Below are 16,124 nucleotides of genomic sequence, written 5' to 3'. Positions count from 1 at the left end.
CGGGCGGAAGGAGCACGGAGCATGGATTCTTCCTCGGAAGCGTCGTCCATGGCCCAAGGACTTCGAATAGTTCGGCTGGTCGCAGACCGGGAGAAGCAGGGCAGGCGGCTTCTCGGCGTTTCCCAGCTCGCATCCGAGCTGGATATGGAACAAAGCCGCGTCTCACGGCTGACGCAGGAATTGTGTGAGCTGGGACTGCTGGAGCGAGTCGAACGCGGTCCCTTCCGAACCGGTCCACGTTTTTTCAGCCTGGCCGCAGCGCTGAATACCGGCTGGGTCCGCGAATCAAAAACCGAACTTGAGGCTTTAGTGGCTTCTTTCGGCCTTAGATCCAGAGTTTCCGTCCGTGATGGCTTCCGGGTCGTTCTACTGCGGGCCTCCAGTAACGATGCGGTACCCGGCAGCTTCGTGAAACCCGGCATGGTGACGCCCGTGTGGTGCACCGGCTCCGGACGGGCCTTGCTGTGGGACGACCAACAGCCAGCCGTGGAAGTCCTTCTCCAGGATGTCAACTTTATCGGCGTAGGCGGTCCGGGGGCGGCCCATTCGCCGCAAGAAGTCGCCGAACTGATGGACCGGGACAGGGCGCGGGGCTTCATTGTCGCGGAGGAAGAATTCGAGCACGGAATCTACGAACTGGCCGTTCCGGTCCGCAACGCTGAAGGATCGATTCTTGCCGCGCTCAGCGTCCTCGGCAGCCGGGCCGAGATCAAACCCAGCACCAATGGCATTGCAAAGGCCCTTACGGCAGCAGCCGAGCGGCTGGGGTCCTTTGAGGGCCGTCCCCGGGACAACGCGGTCCGGAAGGGCCTTGCCAGCTAGAGCCGGTTCTGCGGCGCCGCGTGACCCAGCGTTGACTCAAGCCACTTTCCCCAGGACACGAGAGCCGTGGCGCATAGCTCCAGGCGCGGCTCCAAGCGTGTCTTGGCGCCGACGACCTGAAGCGCTGCCACCACATCGCCCTTGAAGTCGCGAATCGGAACGGCCAGCGAGTAAAGTCCTGGTTCGGCTTCCTCGTCGACAATGGAGTACCCCCGTGCCCGCGCCCCGCGCAGTCGTGACAGGAAGTCCTCGACGTCAAGCGGTGTCTTGGGGCCATGGCGCACGAAAGGTACGCCGGAGAAAATGGTTCGGACCTCGGCGTCCGAGGCTTCCCACAGCAGGGCCTGGCCGGCATCGCTACAAAACGCCGGGTAGGGCCGGCCCAGCCACGAACCGACCATGTTGCTACTTGCCGGAACACGCTCACCGATGGTGACAGTACTGTTTCCGCTCATAACTCCAAGGAAGCATCCTTCGTTGGTTTCACCGGCCAAGCCTTCCAGAGCGGTTACGCCGTCGGTCTGCAGCCGTTGCTCTGTCAACAGCTGTGCGTCTGTCAGGAGCGACCAGTTCATTGTGTAGGACCGATGGTCTCCGCGTGCCAGAAACCCCTCCTGCTCGGCGGTCCGGAGACTGCGCGAAACCTGGCTGCGGTCCCTGCCCAGATCGGCTGCTATATCAGCGACCGTTCCGCCAGACAGGCCTTCTGCGTTGCGGGAGCCCACAGCGAGGACAGCCATGATTCCCCGGCCCATGCTGGACGTCTTAGACATGGATCCGATTCTAGTCACTGCACGAACGTGTCTTAGTGGATGGCGAAGACACGGGCTGGAAAGCCGCTGCCTTGCAGTGGCTTAGGCCAGCTTGCAATGAGGATCGCGCCGGCTTCTGGAAGTCCGTCCAGGTTCGCCATCAGCTCGATCTGCCACCGGTTCCGCGCCAGGACATAGGTCTCCAAGGTGAAATCCTGGCAGGACGTAGCCCGCCCCGGGTCTGTGTCCGTCTGCTCATGGCCGACGGCAGTTACCGACCGCTCCTCGATCAGGAAGGAGAGGACTTCCTGCGACCAGCCAGGTGTGTGGCTGACACCCTCATCGTCCCTGTTTGCCATGGCGTCGGCGTCGGGCCAACGATGGCTCCACCCTGTCCGCAACGCCACAAAGGACCCCGGTGCGATGGCACCATTGCGGCGCTCCCATGCCTGAATGTCCTCCATCGTGGGAGTGGCGTCCGCATTTACGGTGACCCGGGCGGTGATGTCGAGGATGACCAGTGGGAGGACCATGTCCTCCACAGGAATCTGGTCCAAGGTCCGTCCCCCGCGGATGAAATGCGAGGGAGGGTCAACGTGCGTACCCCATTGGCCGATGATCGAATACCGGTGAGCGGTGAAACCGTCGCCTTTCTCCAGGTCGAAGACCGCCTCCCTGATTTCGTCGGGGAAGGCCGGGAAATGCGGCTGGCCGGGGTGGAAGGCGTGCGTCAGGTCGGTGAATGACCTGCCCGCCAGCAACGCCTGCAGACCGTCCCAAAGTCCAGCTGTGGTGGCTTCAATCATGATGCGGCCTCGCTCTCAAAGAGTGCGGGAAGGGCTGTGCTGGAGACGCTGACCGGGCCTGTCAGTTCGATGACCGGTACCTCCCAGGGATGGATATCCACGATGTGCTGCAGGAAGCGTTCCACGGCGGCGTCAGGGAGCGCCGCATCGAAATACGTCGTGAAGACAAAGGTAGGCGAAATTGTCCGCTGCCCCACCTGCCCCAACGTAGGGTTAGCGCCTTCAGTGCAGGTGAAACCCTCGAAACCCAGGCCGGATTCAAATACATGCCTGTAGTTGCCAAAATCCCCTAAGTCGGTGGATTCCGACGAAGCCTGGAGCAGGGCCGCGATGCCGGCTTCATCTTTGAACGCTTCTGCGTCCCCCGTGGCGAGCCGCGAGAAGGTTTCCGAAGCTATAGGCCAATGCACGCGCAGCTTGCGGACTGATTTCATTGCAATTTTCAAGGGAAGCCTCTTCCTGGGCAGTTCGCAAAAGGTGTCAGAATGCCATATTGGCAGAGAGTGATGTTCATTACAAGCATGAATATATGCTTATTACGCACAATTTTGAGAGGTGTTCGCGTTCACTCGGCACATCCGCCAGACTTTGGGCGTGACTGAGCTGCGGAACACCGGTTGCTGCAAGCGGCTGCTGACCGTCATCTGCAAGCCCTGGGCTGCACTGCTCTTTTTGGCACTCCACGTTGTGCTACCTTGCATTGCCGGGCCACGAGGCGCCGCAACTGCCCCGCAGGAAAGAACAAACCGAAATGCTTGGAGCCCTGAACGATGCCCAGTACCATCCTTTCCCGCATGCTCGACGCCGGAGCGAACCTGACCGTGGACGGTGCACTCGCCACCGAGCTTGAAGCGCACGGCTGCGATCTGGAAGACCCTTTGTGGTCGGCTAAAGTCCTTCTGGAGCAACCGGAACTGGTCAAGCGCGTACACCACGATTACTTCCGCGCCGGAGCCACTGTCGCCATCACGGCTAGCTATCAAGCCACACCCCTGGGATTCGCGCGCCGCGGCATCGGCGAGGAAGCGGCCTTGGAACGGGTGGCATTGAGTGTGCGCCTGGCCGACGAGGCACGCCGCGAGTACCTGGCGGAAAACCCGGATGCGGGCCCCCTGCTTGTTGCAGGATCGGTCGGGCCCTACGGCGCGTACCTTGCCGATGGATCGGAATACCGCGGCGACTATGTCCTCAGCCGAAACGAGTTTTTGGAGTTCCACCGGCCTCGAATCGCAGCGCTGGTGGAGGCCGGAGCGGACTTTCTTGCCTGTGAGACGCTGCCTTCATTGCCGGAGGCCGGGGCCCTGTTGGCACTCATGAAAGAGTTCGACGTCGAAGCCTGGCTCTCCTTCACGCTACGGGATGGCGGCCACATCAGCGACGGTACGCCGCTGGCTCAGGCGGCAAAGCTCTTGACGGCGGAGCCGCTCGTGGCGGCTATCGGCGTGAACTGCGTGCCGCTGGAGCTGGTCTCCCCATCGCTGAAGGCCCTGGGCAGAGCCACTGATACGCCCCTGATCGCATATCCGAATTCGGGCGAAAGCTATGACGCAGTCACCAAAACGTGGGGGCCGGCCGCGGCGAGCCCGTCGGGCCCCGATAGTAAACAGCCCGCAAGCCTTGCGGAGGGAACGCCAATCTGGCGTGAACTTGGTGCCCGGCTCGTTGGCGGGTGCTGTCGAACGACCCCCCAGGATATTGCCGCCGTGACGGCGCTGTCAGAAAGTTACAAACCTGGATATCGACCGGTTGGTGCTGCTGGCGCAAGGAACTTCTGACGCGTCACGAACTTGGCCTCTACGCAGTTAACCTGAGTGGCGATGTCCCCTATTGAGTAACGATGTAACGGGATCTGTGCAGCAGCACCGATGCTTCCCCCCACGGAGCACCGAAACCGCCATCCCAACTGTGTATTAATCCGCCATTCTCAGCCCACAGTCACAGATTCACACCTAGGGAAGTTCTCGCGGCGGGGGAGCGGACGGAACGTGTCGCGCTTCAGGACCGGCTTGCGGACACGTCTGACGGGCAGTTGCGCAGCTCCCGAGGCGCGCAAAGAAGGGCCACGCCCCCCTGCGGTCTGGGATGTGGCTGGTGGCCGGAACGCTCTGAAACGGCGAACTTGCGGTGTGTGTACATTGTCCACACTTCCGCCTTCGGATCGAGTCGTATGTGGGTCGGATCGGGCCGGACCTCGCATGTTCCCGGGGGAGTCCAGTGTTCATCCATCCCTGGATTCGCGGTTTTCGACATGACTGCCAGAGCGTGCTCTACCACCACCCCGGCTCGTCTCTATTTCTCTGGCGTGTCGTCAGACAGTGGCATCGAGGGCGATGAGCGGCCGGGCGTGAGTGGTCGGAGGCGAGGGCGCCGGTCGCCGTCTTCGGAGATATCCGGCGTCGGACGTCCTGTGCTTTTTGATTCGTTCCGGTGCCGACCGGGTGTCTGCCTAGGGCCTCGGGGGAGCTGACCTGGTCGGACTGCCACACACGAAGTATCCGTTTTTGCGTTTCGGTTGAGCTGCCTAAGCGGAACAGTTTGGCCGGCGGGGCATAAGCGAATCCGGAATCCCGGCGTCAGTAGAGGATTTTCCGGTCTGGGAGGCGGGCGAGGGTGGCGCTGAAGGAGCGGTATCCGGGACAACCGTCATTTGATTAGGTGGTTCAGGAACCCCCGTATTGGGCACCGGAATGGGCTTCGATTGCGATGTTGAGTTCTTCCAGGGTCGGGGGGTTTGCTCCCGGGCGCTGCACGGTGATGGCCGCGGCTGCAGCTGCGGTGTGTCCAAGCTGCTCCAAGACAGCTGGGGCGAAACCTTCGGTTCCTCGGGTGAGAAAACCCAGGATCAGGGCGGACATGTAGGAGTCCCCGGCGCCGATGGTGTCGGCAACTTTGGACTTCACGGCGGGAATGCTGATGTTAGCGGCGGGGGTGGTGAATTGTGAGCCGTCGGCGCCTTTGGTGATGACGGTAAGTCCGGCGCCCAGACCGAGGATGTGTGCTGCGGTTTCGTCCAGGCTTTTTTGGGGGTACAGCCAGTAGGCATCTTCGTCGCTGAGTTTGACGACGTCGGTTAGGGGCACGAGCTCTTCGAAGGTGGCCAAAGCTTCCCTGTGGCTGCCGAGCAGGGCTGGACGGATATTCGGGTCATAGGTGATCATGCAGTGTGTGCGGGCTTGTTCGAGCAGGGATTTCACGGCGCCGGCACCGGGATTAAGGAAAGTGGCGATGGATCCGGTGTGCAGGATTTTTGGGAAGTAGGCGGGGGCTGTCGGGGCAAGGTCCCAGGAGATGTCGAAGTCGTACTTAGCGGAGCCGTCGGGTCCAAGGGTTGCTGTGGCCGATGCCGTTTTGGTGAGGGATTTTGATCCGGGCAGAAGTATGACGCCTGCACTGCTGAGGTGGTTTTCGATGGAAATCCCACGCGCGTCCGGGGCGATGGCCGTGAGCAGACCTGTGGTGACGGCGAGGCGGCCAAGTCCGTAAGCGACGTTGGCCGGTGAGCCGCCGGGGTGCTCCACCGTGTCGTGCGACGTGGTGACCACGTCGATCAGCGCTTCGCCTATGACCATGACGTCGAGCGTCTGGTGAGCGTCGTTCCGGGCTGTTGTGAGGTAATCCATGGTCTGTCTCTCGTGGGATGGTGATGATGGGAACTCCCGGTATGGATCCGTCCGCGGACCTGGGGGAGGTCCGCGGACGGAGAAGGGAGCTCCGGTAGAGCGGGAGGGTACTAGCCGGCCATCAGGCGGTGGCTGCGCCGGTCATGATCGCCACTGCGTCGGTCATTGTGTGTGATTGCGGAGTGATGGTGGCAGCGCACTTGCCCAGGCGCTGGATGTGGATCCTATCCGCTACGTCAAAGACGTGGGGCATGTTGTGGCTGATCAAGATGACCGGCAGGCCGCGGTCGCGAAGGTCCCTGACCAGCTGGAGCACCTGGTTCGATTCCCGGACGCCAAGTGCCGCCGTCGGTTCATCCAGCACAACGACCTTTGAACCGAACGCTGCGGCGCGGGCCACGGCGACAGCCTGGCGCTGGCCGCCCGAGAGGTTCTCCACCGGCACTGTCACGTCCTGCAGGGTGGAGATGCCCAACCGGGTCAGCTCTTCCTTGGCCTTCCGGCGCATACCTTTGGTGTCAAGCATCCGGAACACGCTCCCGAGGAGTCCCGCACGCCTTTCCTCCCGACCCAGGAACAAGTTCGAGGCGACGTCGAGGGCCGGTGAGACAGCGAGGTTCTGGTACACGGTTTCGATGCCGTGGACCCTGGCGTCCTGCGGCCGCTTGAAGTGCACGGGCTGTCCTGACATGAAGAGCTCGCCGGAGTCTGGGACTTCTGCTCCGGTGAGGCATTTGATCAGGGTTGACTTGCCTGCGCCGTTGTCGCCGATGATCGCGAGGACTTCGCCCGGGTAGAGGTCGAGACTGACCCCGTCCAGTCCCACGACACGGCCGAAAGTCTTGACGAGGTTCCGGGCCTGCAGGATGGGCTCGCGCGTGGCGACGTGGGGGGCTTCAAATTCTGTCGTGGTCATGACTTGACCTTTCGGATCCACTGATCGACGGACACAGCAACAATGATCAGGACGCCCACGGCGAGCGTCTGGTACAGCACGTCCAGCCCGGCGAGCGAGAGGCCGTTGCGGAAGACACCCACGATCAGCGCTCCAAGCAGTGAACCCCAGATGGAGCCGCGGCCGCCGAAGAGGCTGGTTCCGCCGATGACGACGGCTGTGATGGAGTCCAGGTTCAGGTCCACGCCGCCGTTGGGGCTGGCTGCGTTGGTGCGTCCGATCTGGATCCAGGCGCCGACGGCCAGGACGGCGCCGGCTGCGAGGTAGACGCTCATGAGGACACGGTTTACCGGGATGCCGGCCAGGCGGGCGGCTTCCTTGTCATCTCCGACGGCGTAGACGTGCCGGCCCCAGGCCGTCTTGCCCAGGATGAAGGCGACCGCGATGTAGAGCAGGAGCATCATGACGACGCCCGTGGAGATCCTGACCGGGCCCACCGGGAAGGTGGTTCCTGTCCAGGTCAGCAGGGGCGGCATGGCCGAGCCGCGCACTGTCGCTCCGTTGGAGTAGAGCAGTGTCAGGGCGATGAAGATGTTGAGCGTGCCCAGGGTGACGATGAACGGCGGGAGCCGGAACCTGGTGACCAGGAATCCGTTCAGGGCTCCGGCGGCGAGTCCGACCACCAGGCCTGCGAGCAGGGCAACAGGTGCGGGCAGTCCGTTGTTGACGGCGAGCTGGGCCATGACCATGGAGGAGAGGATCATGACGGCGCCGACGGAGAGGTCGATGCCAGCGGTGAGGATGATGAGGGTCTGGGCGATGGCCAGGGTGCCGACGACGGAGACCTGCTGGGTAATCAGCGAGAGGTTTTCAACCCGCAGGAACCTGTCATTGAGGAGGCCGAACACCACCACCGCGATGAGAAGTACGAGGGCGGGACTGAGGGCGGGGTAGCGGTGGAGGGTATTGCGTATCCGGCTGAGCGGTGTCTGGCGGTCAAGGAATTCCTCCGCCAGGTCGGCATGCCCGGCGCTGGGCGGGCCGGCGGTCTGTTGCTGGGTCACGATTGGTCCTGATCTTCCGTGATGGTTGCTAGGGGAGGCCCTAGCTCGGGAGATGCGGGGCGGGGAGGCCGATAGCGGGCGCCGGGTCCCCGCCCCGCAGTGAAGCTGGGTGGGTTACTTTCCCCAGCAGATGTCGGAGGCTTGGGTGGTGGTGATGCTCTTGACGCCGTCGGCCGGCTTGTCTGTGACGAGCTCGACGCCGGTGTTGTAGAAGTCCAGCCCCGGTGAGTTGGCCGGCTTCTGGCCGGTCTTGGCGAGGTCAACGATGGCCTTGACGCCCAGTTCGGCCATCTTGACCGGGTACTGCTGGGCCGTGGCGCCGATGACGCCGGACTTGACGTTGTTCACGCCGGTGCAACCGCCGTCCACCGAGACGACCAGCACGTCCTTTTCCTTGCCGGCGGCCTTCAGTGCCTCGAAGGCACCCGCTGCCGCAGGTTCGTTGATGGTGTAGACGACGTTGATGTTCGGGTTCTTGGCCAGGAGGGTTTCCATGGCGGTGCGTCCGCCGTCTTCGGCGCCCTGCGAGGCCTGGCTACCGACGATCTCGTAGTCGCCGCCCTTGCCGCCGGTGTACTTGCCGGTCTTGGCTTCGTCGCCGTTCTTCTTTTTATCCGCGGTGTCGATACCGAGGCCGGTCAGGAAGCCCTGGTCCCGGTTGTAGTCAACCGAGACGACCTTGTCATCAAAGAGATCGACGAGGGCAATCGTCGCTTTTTTCCCGTCCAGCTGAGCTGCGGTCCATTTGCCGATCAGCTCCCCGGCGGCGAAGTTGTCAGTGGCGAACGTGATGTCGGCTGCGTCGGCGGGATCCGGCGGGGTGTCCAGAGCGATGACGAAGAGCCCGGCGTCCTTGGCCTTTTTCAGGGCGTCCACTACGGAGGGGCCGTTGGGGGTGATCAGGATGCCCTTGTCACCCTTGGAGATCGCGTTCTCAATGGCCTGGATCTGGGTGTCCTCGTCGCCGTCAGCCTTGCCCGCAGCGAGCTTGAGGTCCACGCCGCCGGCCTCGGCCGCCTTCTTCGCCCCGTCCTCCATGGCGACGAAGAACGGGTTGGTCGTCGTCTTCACGATCAGGGAGACACCGACCTTGTCCCCTGACGAGCTACCGGTTGATGAGGTGGACGGGGAACTGCCACCACAGGCAGAAAGACTGAGCGCTCCCAGAGTCAGCACTGCTCCTGCAGCGAACAGGCGGGTGGCCGTTGAACGGGGTGCTTTGGAACTCAACATTGAATCTCCTGGTGTTTGAGGCCCTCACTGGCCTCGACAACGATGTCATGTACGATGTAATCAGCATCACACCAGAGAGTCAATAGATGCAACTTAGAAGGAGCGATATATTTGACAACGATGTCCGATCGTAGCCAGCCGACCATTTCCGCCAGTCGTCCGACAATGCGCCACGTGGCTGCCCTTGCCGGCGTCGGAATAAAGACCGTCTCCCGCGTGATCAACGACGAACCTGGCGTGTCGGACGCCACCCGGGAAAAGGTGCTCAGCGCTTCACGGCAACTCAACTATCAGCTGGACATGGCCGCCGGCAGCCTGCGCCGCGCGGGCAGAAGGACGCTCTCGGTCGGGCTGTTGCTGCCGAGTGTTTCCAACCCGTTCAGCGGCGAGATCAACCGGGCCATAGAAGATGCTCTTGGGGCCAGGGGAATCGCGGTCTTTGCGGCGAGCCTGGATGATGACCCCCAGCGGGAGCAGGACATCGTGGCGGCATTTCTTGGGCGGCGTGTCGACGGGCTCATCCTCACGCCCATCGCCAGGAGCCAGGCGTATGTGATCCCGGAGCATTCCCGTGACCTGCCTTTGGTCTTCATTGACCGTGAACCGGTAGGAGTGGAAGCAGATGCCGTCGTGACCGACAACGCCGCAGGCTCCGCGAGGGCAGCTGCTCACCTGATCAGCCGCGGCCACACCAGGCTCGCCTATCTGGGGGACCGCACCGACATCCAGACCGCCCGGGAACGCCGGCGGGGGTTCATTGAGGAGATCGGCCGGCAGGGAATTCCCACTTCCACGATTCCCGTCCGTGAAAACCTGCACGATGAGGAATCGGCCAGATTGGCCGTGTTGGAACTTCTCACCGCTGCCGAACCACCGACGGCGATTTTCTCCAGCCAGAACCTCATCACTTTCGGCGCCATGCGCGCTCTGAGAGAGCTCGGGCTGAGCAAACGCGTGGCCTTAATCGGATTCGATGACTTCACGCTTGCCGACATGATGGATCCCGGCGTGACAGTCATCGCCCAGCACCCCGAGCGAATCGGGAAGCTGGCAGCAGAGCGGCTCCTGGCCAGGATCGATGGCGACCAGCAGCCCCCGCATACCTATGTTGTCCCGTCTGAGCTGATACAAAGAGGCTCCGGGGAACTCCGCCCTCCGGCCTGACGCCGGGGGACCTTCCTGAATAATCTGCCAAACACATCGACCTGAAAGGGATCATGATGACCAAGACCCTGTATGCCGAGTTCACCGTCAAGCCCGGCAGCGAAGCCCGCGTTGCTGAAATGATGCTCGAACTGACCCGGCATGTGCGCCGTGAACCGGGCAACGAGCTGTTCCTTCCCTGCACCCGGGAAGAGAACCCCCGGGAGTACTTTGTCTTTGAGGTCTACCGCGATGAAGCCGCGTTCCAGGAACACATCGGCGCCGATTACGGCGCCAGATTCAACGAGGAACTGGCCCGCCATATCGAAGGCGACGCCTCGGAACTGACCTGGCTTCTGCCGCTGGAATAGCCCTCAGCCAAATCCAGCAGATCCACGGTCGGCGGGAGCTGCTGCGTCCAGGACCCACGGAGACGGCTGAACGGAGCCGCCTGCCGGAAATAACCCTTCCAGCCCTGCCGCTGGGAGGGAATTTTCTGCTGCCCGCCCATCGCTTCGCCCGGCTCAGCCGCGCGGCGGGCGGCCTCATTCCCGCGCCGCCAAAACCGTTGACTTGTCTGACGGACATCACTTAGTGTCCTTCGCACTGACAACGTTGTCTACCGACGACGCGCGCAACGAAGGGCGAATCAAACGAATGAAGAACACGACCACCCGCAGGACGCATGCCGTTTCTGCACTGACGCTCGCGGGACTGACGCTGGCCGCGGCACTGGCAGGTTCCCTGCCGGCGTCGGCCGCGACGGGCCCCGGGGACGAACCCTACCGGCCGGCCATTCACTACACGCCGGCAAAGAACTGGATGAACGACCCCAACGGGCTCGTCTTCTACAAGGGCGTCTACCATATGTACTACCAGCACAACCCCTCCGGTAACACCTGGGGGAACATGTCCTGGGGCCACGCCACATCGAAGGACCTTGTTCACTGGCAGGAGCAGCCGCTGGCGATCTCCACCGATGCAGAGCAGGACATCTTCTCCGGCAGCGTCGTCGTGGACAAGGACAACACGACCGGTTTCGGTACGAAAGAGAACCCACCGCTGATCGCGATCTTCACCAGCGCCTACAAGGACGCCTCGCCCCACCGCGGCCTGCAGGCGCAGTCCCTGGCCTACAGCCTCGATGACGGCCAGACCTGGACCAAGTACTCCGGCAATCCTGTACTGAACCGAAACTCCGCCAACTTCCGTGACCCTAAGGTCTCCTGGTACAACAAACCCGGCGGCGGAGGCTACTGGCTCATGACCGCGGTCGAAGCCCAGGATCACAAGGTCGTCCTCTACAAGTCCGCCAATCTCAAGGACTGGACCGCCCTGAGTGAATTCGGACCAGCCAATGCCACCGGCGGGCAGTGGGAATGCCCCGACCTGTTTCCCCTCGCCGTGGACGGCGACCCGAAGAACGTTAAATGGGTCATGGTCGTCAACATCAACCCCGGAGGCGTGGCCGGCGGCTCCGCTGGCCAGTACTTCGTGGGCAACTTCGACGGCACCACCTTCACCTCCGAAACCACCAAACCCGTGGCCACGCCCCCTCCCGGGACGGTCCTGGCCGGATTCAACGACGGAACTTACAACGGCTGGACCGTCAACAACGAGCCAGGAAACTGGAAGAACGGCCCATTCGGCAGCACTCCGGCAAACGGAGCCCTTCCCGGCCAGAGCCCCGTGACCGGCTTTGACGGCAGTGGCCTGATCAACTCCTTCAACGACGGCGACTGGCCGCTCGGGTCCATGCAGTCACCTAACTTCACCGTGACCGACGACTACCTGAACTTCCTCGTGGGCGGTGGCAAGCACCCCCGCGTCTCCGACAAGCTGGACAACACCCCGCCCGAAGGGGAGCTCAAGTTTGACGGCTTCGAGGTTCCCGCCGGGACATCGCTGGCCGACACCGGCTGGACCGGGACCGGCGACCTCACCCCCAACTTCCAGCCCTCCACCAGCGGCGGGGACTTCTACCTCGGGGCCAAACGGATCAACACCTTCGAGACCGGCACGGCGCCGGGCGATGACCGGCAGGGCACCCTGACATCACCGGAATTCCCCATCACCAAGAATTTCATGAGCATGCTGGTCGGCGGCGGCAACCGCTCCGCGGACTCCGGACAGATCCTGGCCGCCCAGTTGCTCGTCAACGGCAAGGTGGTCCGCTCCCTCGCAGGAGACAATTCCGGAATCCTGAACTGGAAAGGCTGGGATGTCGCCGAGTTCGCGGGACAGAATGCACAGTTGCGTGTAGTTGACCAGGCCACCGGCGGGTGGGGACACCTGACCCTTGACCACGTCATGCTGACTGACGGCCCGGCCGTTCCCCGGTCTGACGAGGAATCGGTAAACCTCGTGGTCAACGGACAAGTGGTCCGCACGGCCACCGGAAACGACAGTGAAAAGCTCGACTGGGCATCATGGAATGTCAAAGAATTCGTTGGCCAACAAGCACATATCACAGTGGTCGACAATAACCGATTCGGTTGGGGCCACATTCTCGCGGACGACTTCATGCTCTCCTCGAAACCGGCACAGTCGGCCCTGGACACCTATGACTGGCTGGACTACGGACGCGACTACTACGCCTCCGTGTCCTTCGCCAACATGCCCGAAAACAAACGGGTCATGCTGGGCTGGATGAACAACTGGGACTACGCCAACAACATCCCCACCAACCCGTGGCGCAGCGCCATGGCCCTGCCGCGCGAAGTGAAATTGACCCAGACCCCGGAAGGGCCCCGGCTCACCCAAAGCGCCGTCAAGCAGGTCGACAAGCTGGCCCAAGAGCCAAGCTACTCAACGACGAAGGGCATCCCGATCGAGGAGGGAACAACCCCGCTGCCCGCGGCCGCCTCCGGCCAGGTCCAACGAGTCGACATCACCTTCGCGCCGGGCACGGCCAAGAAATCCGGCATCACCGTGCTGGGCGATGGAGCCGCATCCACCGTCATCGGCTACGACGCCACGACCGGGAAGCTCTTCGTTGACCGCACTAACTCCGGCAACACCGCGTTCCACCCGTCCTTCGCTTCCATAGAGGACGCCCCCGTCACCCTGGACAAGAAGGGCTACGTCACCCTTCGGGTCTACCTCGACCGCTCCTCAGTAGAGGTCTTCGCCCAGGACGGTCTGCGGACCATCACCGACCAGGTATTCCCCAACGCCGGAGCCGACAAGATGGCCCTCTTTGCAGAAGGCGGTACCGCCCAACTCAAATCACTCACCGTGACACCGCTTGAAAAGGCAATGTTCCTGGCTGAAAAGAAGTGACCCCACCCGCCGCCTGACGGGCTCCCCAAGGAGCTGGAACTGAAGGGATTGCGCCCGGTATTGCACCGGGCACAATCCCTTCAGCTCGTCCATACCCCGGCGGCCGAAACATCAAGGGAAAGCCCCAGAGCAGCGCGCTCATTTGGAGGAGTTCACACACGACGGGGTGGGTGAGTGCCATGGCGAGCAGGAGCAGTGCCGGGACGGAGCGAAGCTTGGTGTGCTGCTGTCCGGCTTGGCGGTATATAGCGTCAACCAGTTCTTGGTGCTGCGGGTTTCGGGTCGTTGGGAAGGTGCCAGTCTTCGCCGGGGGCGTCCGGGTGTTCGCCCAGGACGTGGCGCCCGCCCAAACTGCGAGGTTGGTTGGGGGCGAGGACATGAGATTCCGGCCGTAAGGACACGGCGGACGACGGCGGGAGGTTCCGCCGTCGTCCTCAAGAGTTGCAGTCAGCGCTGTCCGGCTAGGAGGCGGGCTCCGTCTTTCCAGGGGCGAGACCGTAGAAGGGCGTGAAACGACTCCTGGCACCGGGGGAAATGTTGGAACGGACGATCGAAGCGCTCTCCAGCGCTGCCAGATGATATCTGACTGCGCCGCGCGAGGACGCGATGCCGTCGCTGATGTCAGCTACTTTGCTTGCCCCATGGCTTGCCAGGTAGTCGATGATTTTTGATCTGATCGGAGTGTTTCTCGCTCTTTTCGTCCGCTGAATGCGGTGCACGTCCATCGGGCTCTGGAGGTCAAAGTCAGCGGTCATTGGCCATGGCCTTTCATCCGGTGTGAGGGTAGGTTCGCAGGTTTGAAAATTTGGCCGAGCGGGATCCGGTCAGTGCATCGGAACACGCTCAAACTCCCTGCTGTCTTCAGTGACCTGCGCATCCTGGGAGGCTTCCGGGCGTGACGCTTCGAGGAGGGACGTGGACTTGTCGTGGTTCCGGCCGATGACCGCGGTGGCGATGGCATTTCCCAGGATGTTGGTGGCGGTGCGTCCCATGTCAAGGAGTTGGTCGATCACCAGCAGGACACCAATTCCGGCGGCCGGGATGCCGAAGGCAGGGACCACGGCGGCTACGACGACGAGTGACCCGCGTGGAACGCCGGCCATGCCCTTGCTGCTGAGCAGGAGCATTGCGGTCATCGCGATCTGCTGGCCAAGGTCCATGTCGATGCCGTAGGCGTTGATCAGGAAGACCGACGCGAAGGTCATGTACATCATGGAACCGTCCACGTTGAACGAGTAACCCAGGGGCAGCACGAAACCGGTGGTGCGCTTCTCGATGCCGAACTTGGTCAGGCCTTCAATGAGCTTGGGCAGGGCGGCTTCACTGCTGGAGGTGGCGAACGCGATGACCATGGGTTCGCGCACTATCCGTACCAGTCGGAAGGCGGCCCGTCCGAGGAAGGCGACGGCGACGCCGACCATGATGACCCACAGGGCCGAGAGAGACACATAGAACCCGCCGATGAACGACGCGTAGGTGGCAAACGCATCGAGACCTTGGGAGGTGAAGGCCGCTGCGATGCCGGCGAAAACGCCGACGGGTGCCGCCAGCATCACATACCCGGTGACCTTCAGCATGACGCCCATCAGTTCGTCGATGGCATCGGCTATGGAGGAGCGGCCCTTCTTCCGGAGGTTCAGCAGGGCGATGCCGAAGAGGGCGCCGAATACGAGGATCTGAAGGGGGTTGTTTTCGGTCAGTGCGGCGAAGACGCTCGTGGGGATGATGTGGGTGATGAACGCCTGGTAATCGAGGGGCTTCGTTTCCATCCCCGCGTCGCCTCCCGGCATCAGGTGGAGCCCGTCACCGACGTTGAGTACATGGGCCGTGATGAAGCCGAACGCGCCCACCAGGACGGAGGCGGTCAGGAACCAGATCATTGAGCGGCCAAAGAGCTTGCCCACCCCGGCGGATTTGGCTGCTCCTGCGATGCCGGAGACGAGGGTGGCGAAGATCAGAGGGGCAATGATCATTTTGATGAGGTTCAGGAACATGTGCGTCACGGTGTCGAGGACCGCCACGACGGATTCGCGTGTGTCCACCGGCAGCAGCCAGTGGAAGAGCAGACCGCTGAGGATTCCGAACAGGAGCGCTGCCAGGATCCACATCGTTGATTTGTTTTTCATAGTCAGTCCTTGGGTAGAGGCCGGGTTGGTGGCCCGGTGCTGGAACGGTCCTCGTCATCGAGTTCCGTTTTCTCTGTAGTCGGTCGGGATTTTGGGCACGACGGCGTGCCCCTTGCTCCCTGGTCGGGCGGGGTCGTCGGTCTGCGGAGGCTATTGGGTGAGGTTGGCCAGGCGGTGCGGGCTGAGGAGCTCGGTGAGCTGCTCGTCGGTGAGCAGGCCGTGTTCGAGCACGAGTTCCGCGACGCCCTTGCCGGTGGCGAGGGCTTCCTGGGCGATGGCCGTGGCTGTGGCGTAGCCCAGTTGCGGGTTCAGGGCGGTGACGAGGCCGATGGATTGTTCCACGGTGAGGCGAAGGTGTTCGGTGTTGGCGGTGATGCCCCG

At 62.7% G+C, this 16,124-nt stretch carries 14 protein-coding genes and 1 pseudogene; 5 read left to right on the top strand and 10 right to left on the bottom strand.

Going from position 1 to position 16,124, the window contains the following annotated elements; genetic code table 11:
- Positions 1–21: 21 nt before the first annotated feature.
- A complete protein-coding gene (locus tag AC1DKN_RS18740) occupies positions 22–822 on the top strand; it encodes an IclR family transcriptional regulator (protein WP_476860512.1) in 801 nt (266 codons plus the stop codon).
- Here AC1DKN_RS18740 and AC1DKN_RS18735 read toward each other — a convergent pair.
- From AC1DKN_RS18735 to AC1DKN_RS18725, 3 genes are read right to left on the bottom strand one after another with little or no spacing between them, the layout of a single operon-like run.
- Entirely contained in the window at positions 819–1,595 is a 777-nt protein-coding gene (locus tag AC1DKN_RS18735; RefSeq protein ID WP_476872151.1) for an IclR family transcriptional regulator, read from the bottom strand. The two genes, AC1DKN_RS18740 and AC1DKN_RS18735, sit on opposite strands and share 4 nt — an antisense overlap.
- A gap of 32 nt (positions 1,596–1,627) precedes the next feature.
- Positions 1,628–2,380, bottom strand: coding sequence for a cyclase family protein (locus AC1DKN_RS18730; protein ID WP_476860510.1), 753 nt, complete (start codon positions 2,378–2,380; stop codon positions 1,628–1,630).
- Positions 2,377–2,826: a hypothetical protein gene (locus AC1DKN_RS18725; RefSeq protein ID WP_476858242.1), complete on the bottom strand. Its 450-nt coding sequence runs from the start codon at positions 2,824–2,826 to the stop codon at positions 2,377–2,379. The genes AC1DKN_RS18730 and AC1DKN_RS18725 overlap by 4 nt, the downstream gene beginning before the upstream one ends.
- A gap of 324 nt (positions 2,827–3,150) precedes the next feature.
- Here AC1DKN_RS18725 and mmuM point away from each other — a divergent pair, with 324 nt between their 5' ends.
- A complete protein-coding gene (mmuM, locus tag AC1DKN_RS18720; RefSeq protein ID WP_476872150.1) occupies positions 3,151–4,155 on the top strand; it encodes a homocysteine S-methyltransferase in 1,005 nt (334 codons plus the stop codon).
- 885 nt (positions 4,156–5,040) lie between these two features.
- Here mmuM and AC1DKN_RS18715 read toward each other — a convergent pair.
- The 4 genes from AC1DKN_RS18715 to AC1DKN_RS18700 all read right to left on the bottom strand — a co-directional run bounded on the left by AC1DKN_RS18715 (position 5,041) and on the right by AC1DKN_RS18700 (position 9,192).
- Positions 5,041–6,000: a carbohydrate kinase family protein gene (locus tag AC1DKN_RS18715; protein WP_476850805.1), complete on the bottom strand. Its 960-nt coding sequence runs from the start codon at positions 5,998–6,000 to the stop codon at positions 5,041–5,043.
- Between the two features lie 121 nt (positions 6,001–6,121).
- Positions 6,122–6,916 carry an ATP-binding cassette domain-containing protein gene (locus tag AC1DKN_RS18710; protein WP_230011630.1) on the bottom strand — a complete coding sequence of 265 codons (795 nt, stop codon included), beginning with the start codon at positions 6,914–6,916 and terminating at the stop codon, positions 6,122–6,124.
- Positions 6,913–7,959 (bottom strand): ABC transporter permease, encoded by a 1,047-nt coding sequence (locus tag AC1DKN_RS18705; protein ID WP_476872149.1) that lies wholly within the window; start codon positions 7,957–7,959, stop codon positions 6,913–6,915. Before AC1DKN_RS18705 ends, AC1DKN_RS18710 begins: the two co-directional genes overlap by 4 nt.
- 114 nt (positions 7,960–8,073) lie before the next feature.
- Positions 8,074–9,192, bottom strand: coding sequence for a substrate-binding domain-containing protein (locus tag AC1DKN_RS18700; protein WP_223917292.1), 1,119 nt, complete (start codon positions 9,190–9,192; stop codon positions 8,074–8,076).
- 165 nt (positions 9,193–9,357) lie between these two features.
- Between AC1DKN_RS18700 and AC1DKN_RS18695 the strand changes: the two genes are divergently transcribed.
- From AC1DKN_RS18695 to AC1DKN_RS18685, 3 genes are all read left to right on the top strand, one after another.
- Positions 9,358–10,356, top strand: a complete 999-nt coding sequence (locus AC1DKN_RS18695; protein ID WP_028275206.1) for a LacI family DNA-binding transcriptional regulator — start codon at positions 9,358–9,360, stop codon at positions 10,354–10,356.
- A gap of 56 nt (positions 10,357–10,412) precedes the next feature.
- A complete protein-coding gene (locus AC1DKN_RS18690) occupies positions 10,413–10,706 on the top strand; it encodes a putative quinol monooxygenase (protein WP_028275207.1) in 294 nt (97 codons plus the stop codon).
- Between the two features lie 286 nt (positions 10,707–10,992).
- Positions 10,993–13,617 (top strand): GH32 C-terminal domain-containing protein, encoded by a 2,625-nt coding sequence (locus tag AC1DKN_RS18685; RefSeq protein WP_476872148.1) that lies wholly within the window; start codon positions 10,993–10,995, stop codon positions 13,615–13,617.
- A 461-nt stretch (positions 13,618–14,078) separates the two neighbouring features.
- Here the strand turns inward: AC1DKN_RS18685 and AC1DKN_RS18680 are convergent, their stop codons facing one another.
- The 3 genes and pseudogenes from AC1DKN_RS18680 to aspA all read right to left on the bottom strand — a co-directional run.
- Entirely contained in the window at positions 14,079–14,372 is a 294-nt protein-coding gene (locus AC1DKN_RS18680; RefSeq protein WP_374208328.1) for a winged helix-turn-helix domain-containing protein, read from the bottom strand.
- 69 nt (positions 14,373–14,441) lie between these two features.
- Positions 14,442–15,743: a dicarboxylate/amino acid:cation symporter gene (locus tag AC1DKN_RS18675; protein ID WP_476858237.1), complete on the bottom strand. Its 1,302-nt coding sequence runs from the start codon at positions 15,741–15,743 to the stop codon at positions 14,442–14,444.
- Between the two features lie 150 nt (positions 15,744–15,893).
- Positions 15,894–16,124: pseudogene (aspA, locus tag AC1DKN_RS18670) on the bottom strand (aspartate ammonia-lyase); the annotation flags it as partial.

The sequence above is a fragment of the Arthrobacter sp. 01N444 genome, assembly GCF_056399305.1.
Note: the sequence above shows the minus strand (reverse complement) of the source record. Positions and strands in the feature narration are given on the sequence as shown.

Excerpts from the sequence above, each read along its gene's own strand:
- AC1DKN_RS18740 (WP_476860512.1), top strand. The coding sequence starts at position 22 with ATGGATTCTTCCTCGGAAGCGTCGTCCATGGCCCAAGGACTTCGAATA.
- AC1DKN_RS18735 (WP_476872151.1), bottom strand. The coding sequence starts at position 1,595 with ATGTCTAAGACGTCCAGCATGGGCCGGGGAATCATGGCTGTCCTCGCT.
- AC1DKN_RS18730 (WP_476860510.1), bottom strand. The coding sequence starts at position 2,380 with ATGATTGAAGCCACCACAGCTGGACTTTGGGACGGTCTGCAGGCGTTG.
- mmuM (WP_476872150.1), top strand. The coding sequence starts at position 3,151 with ATGCCCAGTACCATCCTTTCCCGCATGCTCGACGCCGGAGCGAACCTG.
- AC1DKN_RS18715 (WP_476850805.1), bottom strand. The coding sequence starts at position 6,000 with ATGGATTACCTCACAACAGCCCGGAACGACGCTCACCAGACGCTCGAC.
- AC1DKN_RS18710 (WP_230011630.1), bottom strand. The coding sequence starts at position 6,916 with ATGACCACGACAGAATTTGAAGCCCCCCACGTCGCCACGCGCGAGCCC.
- AC1DKN_RS18700 (WP_223917292.1), bottom strand. The coding sequence starts at position 9,192 with ATGTTGAGTTCCAAAGCACCCCGTTCAACGGCCACCCGCCTGTTCGCT.
- AC1DKN_RS18695 (WP_028275206.1), top strand. The coding sequence starts at position 9,358 with ATGCGCCACGTGGCTGCCCTTGCCGGCGTCGGAATAAAGACCGTCTCC.
- AC1DKN_RS18690 (WP_028275207.1), top strand. The coding sequence starts at position 10,413 with ATGACCAAGACCCTGTATGCCGAGTTCACCGTCAAGCCCGGCAGCGAA.
- AC1DKN_RS18685 (WP_476872148.1), top strand. The coding sequence starts at position 10,993 with ATGAAGAACACGACCACCCGCAGGACGCATGCCGTTTCTGCACTGACG.
- AC1DKN_RS18680 (WP_374208328.1), bottom strand. The coding sequence starts at position 14,372 with ATGACCGCTGACTTTGACCTCCAGAGCCCGATGGACGTGCACCGCATT.
- AC1DKN_RS18675 (WP_476858237.1), bottom strand. The coding sequence starts at position 15,743 with ATGAAAAACAAATCAACGATGTGGATCCTGGCAGCGCTCCTGTTCGGA.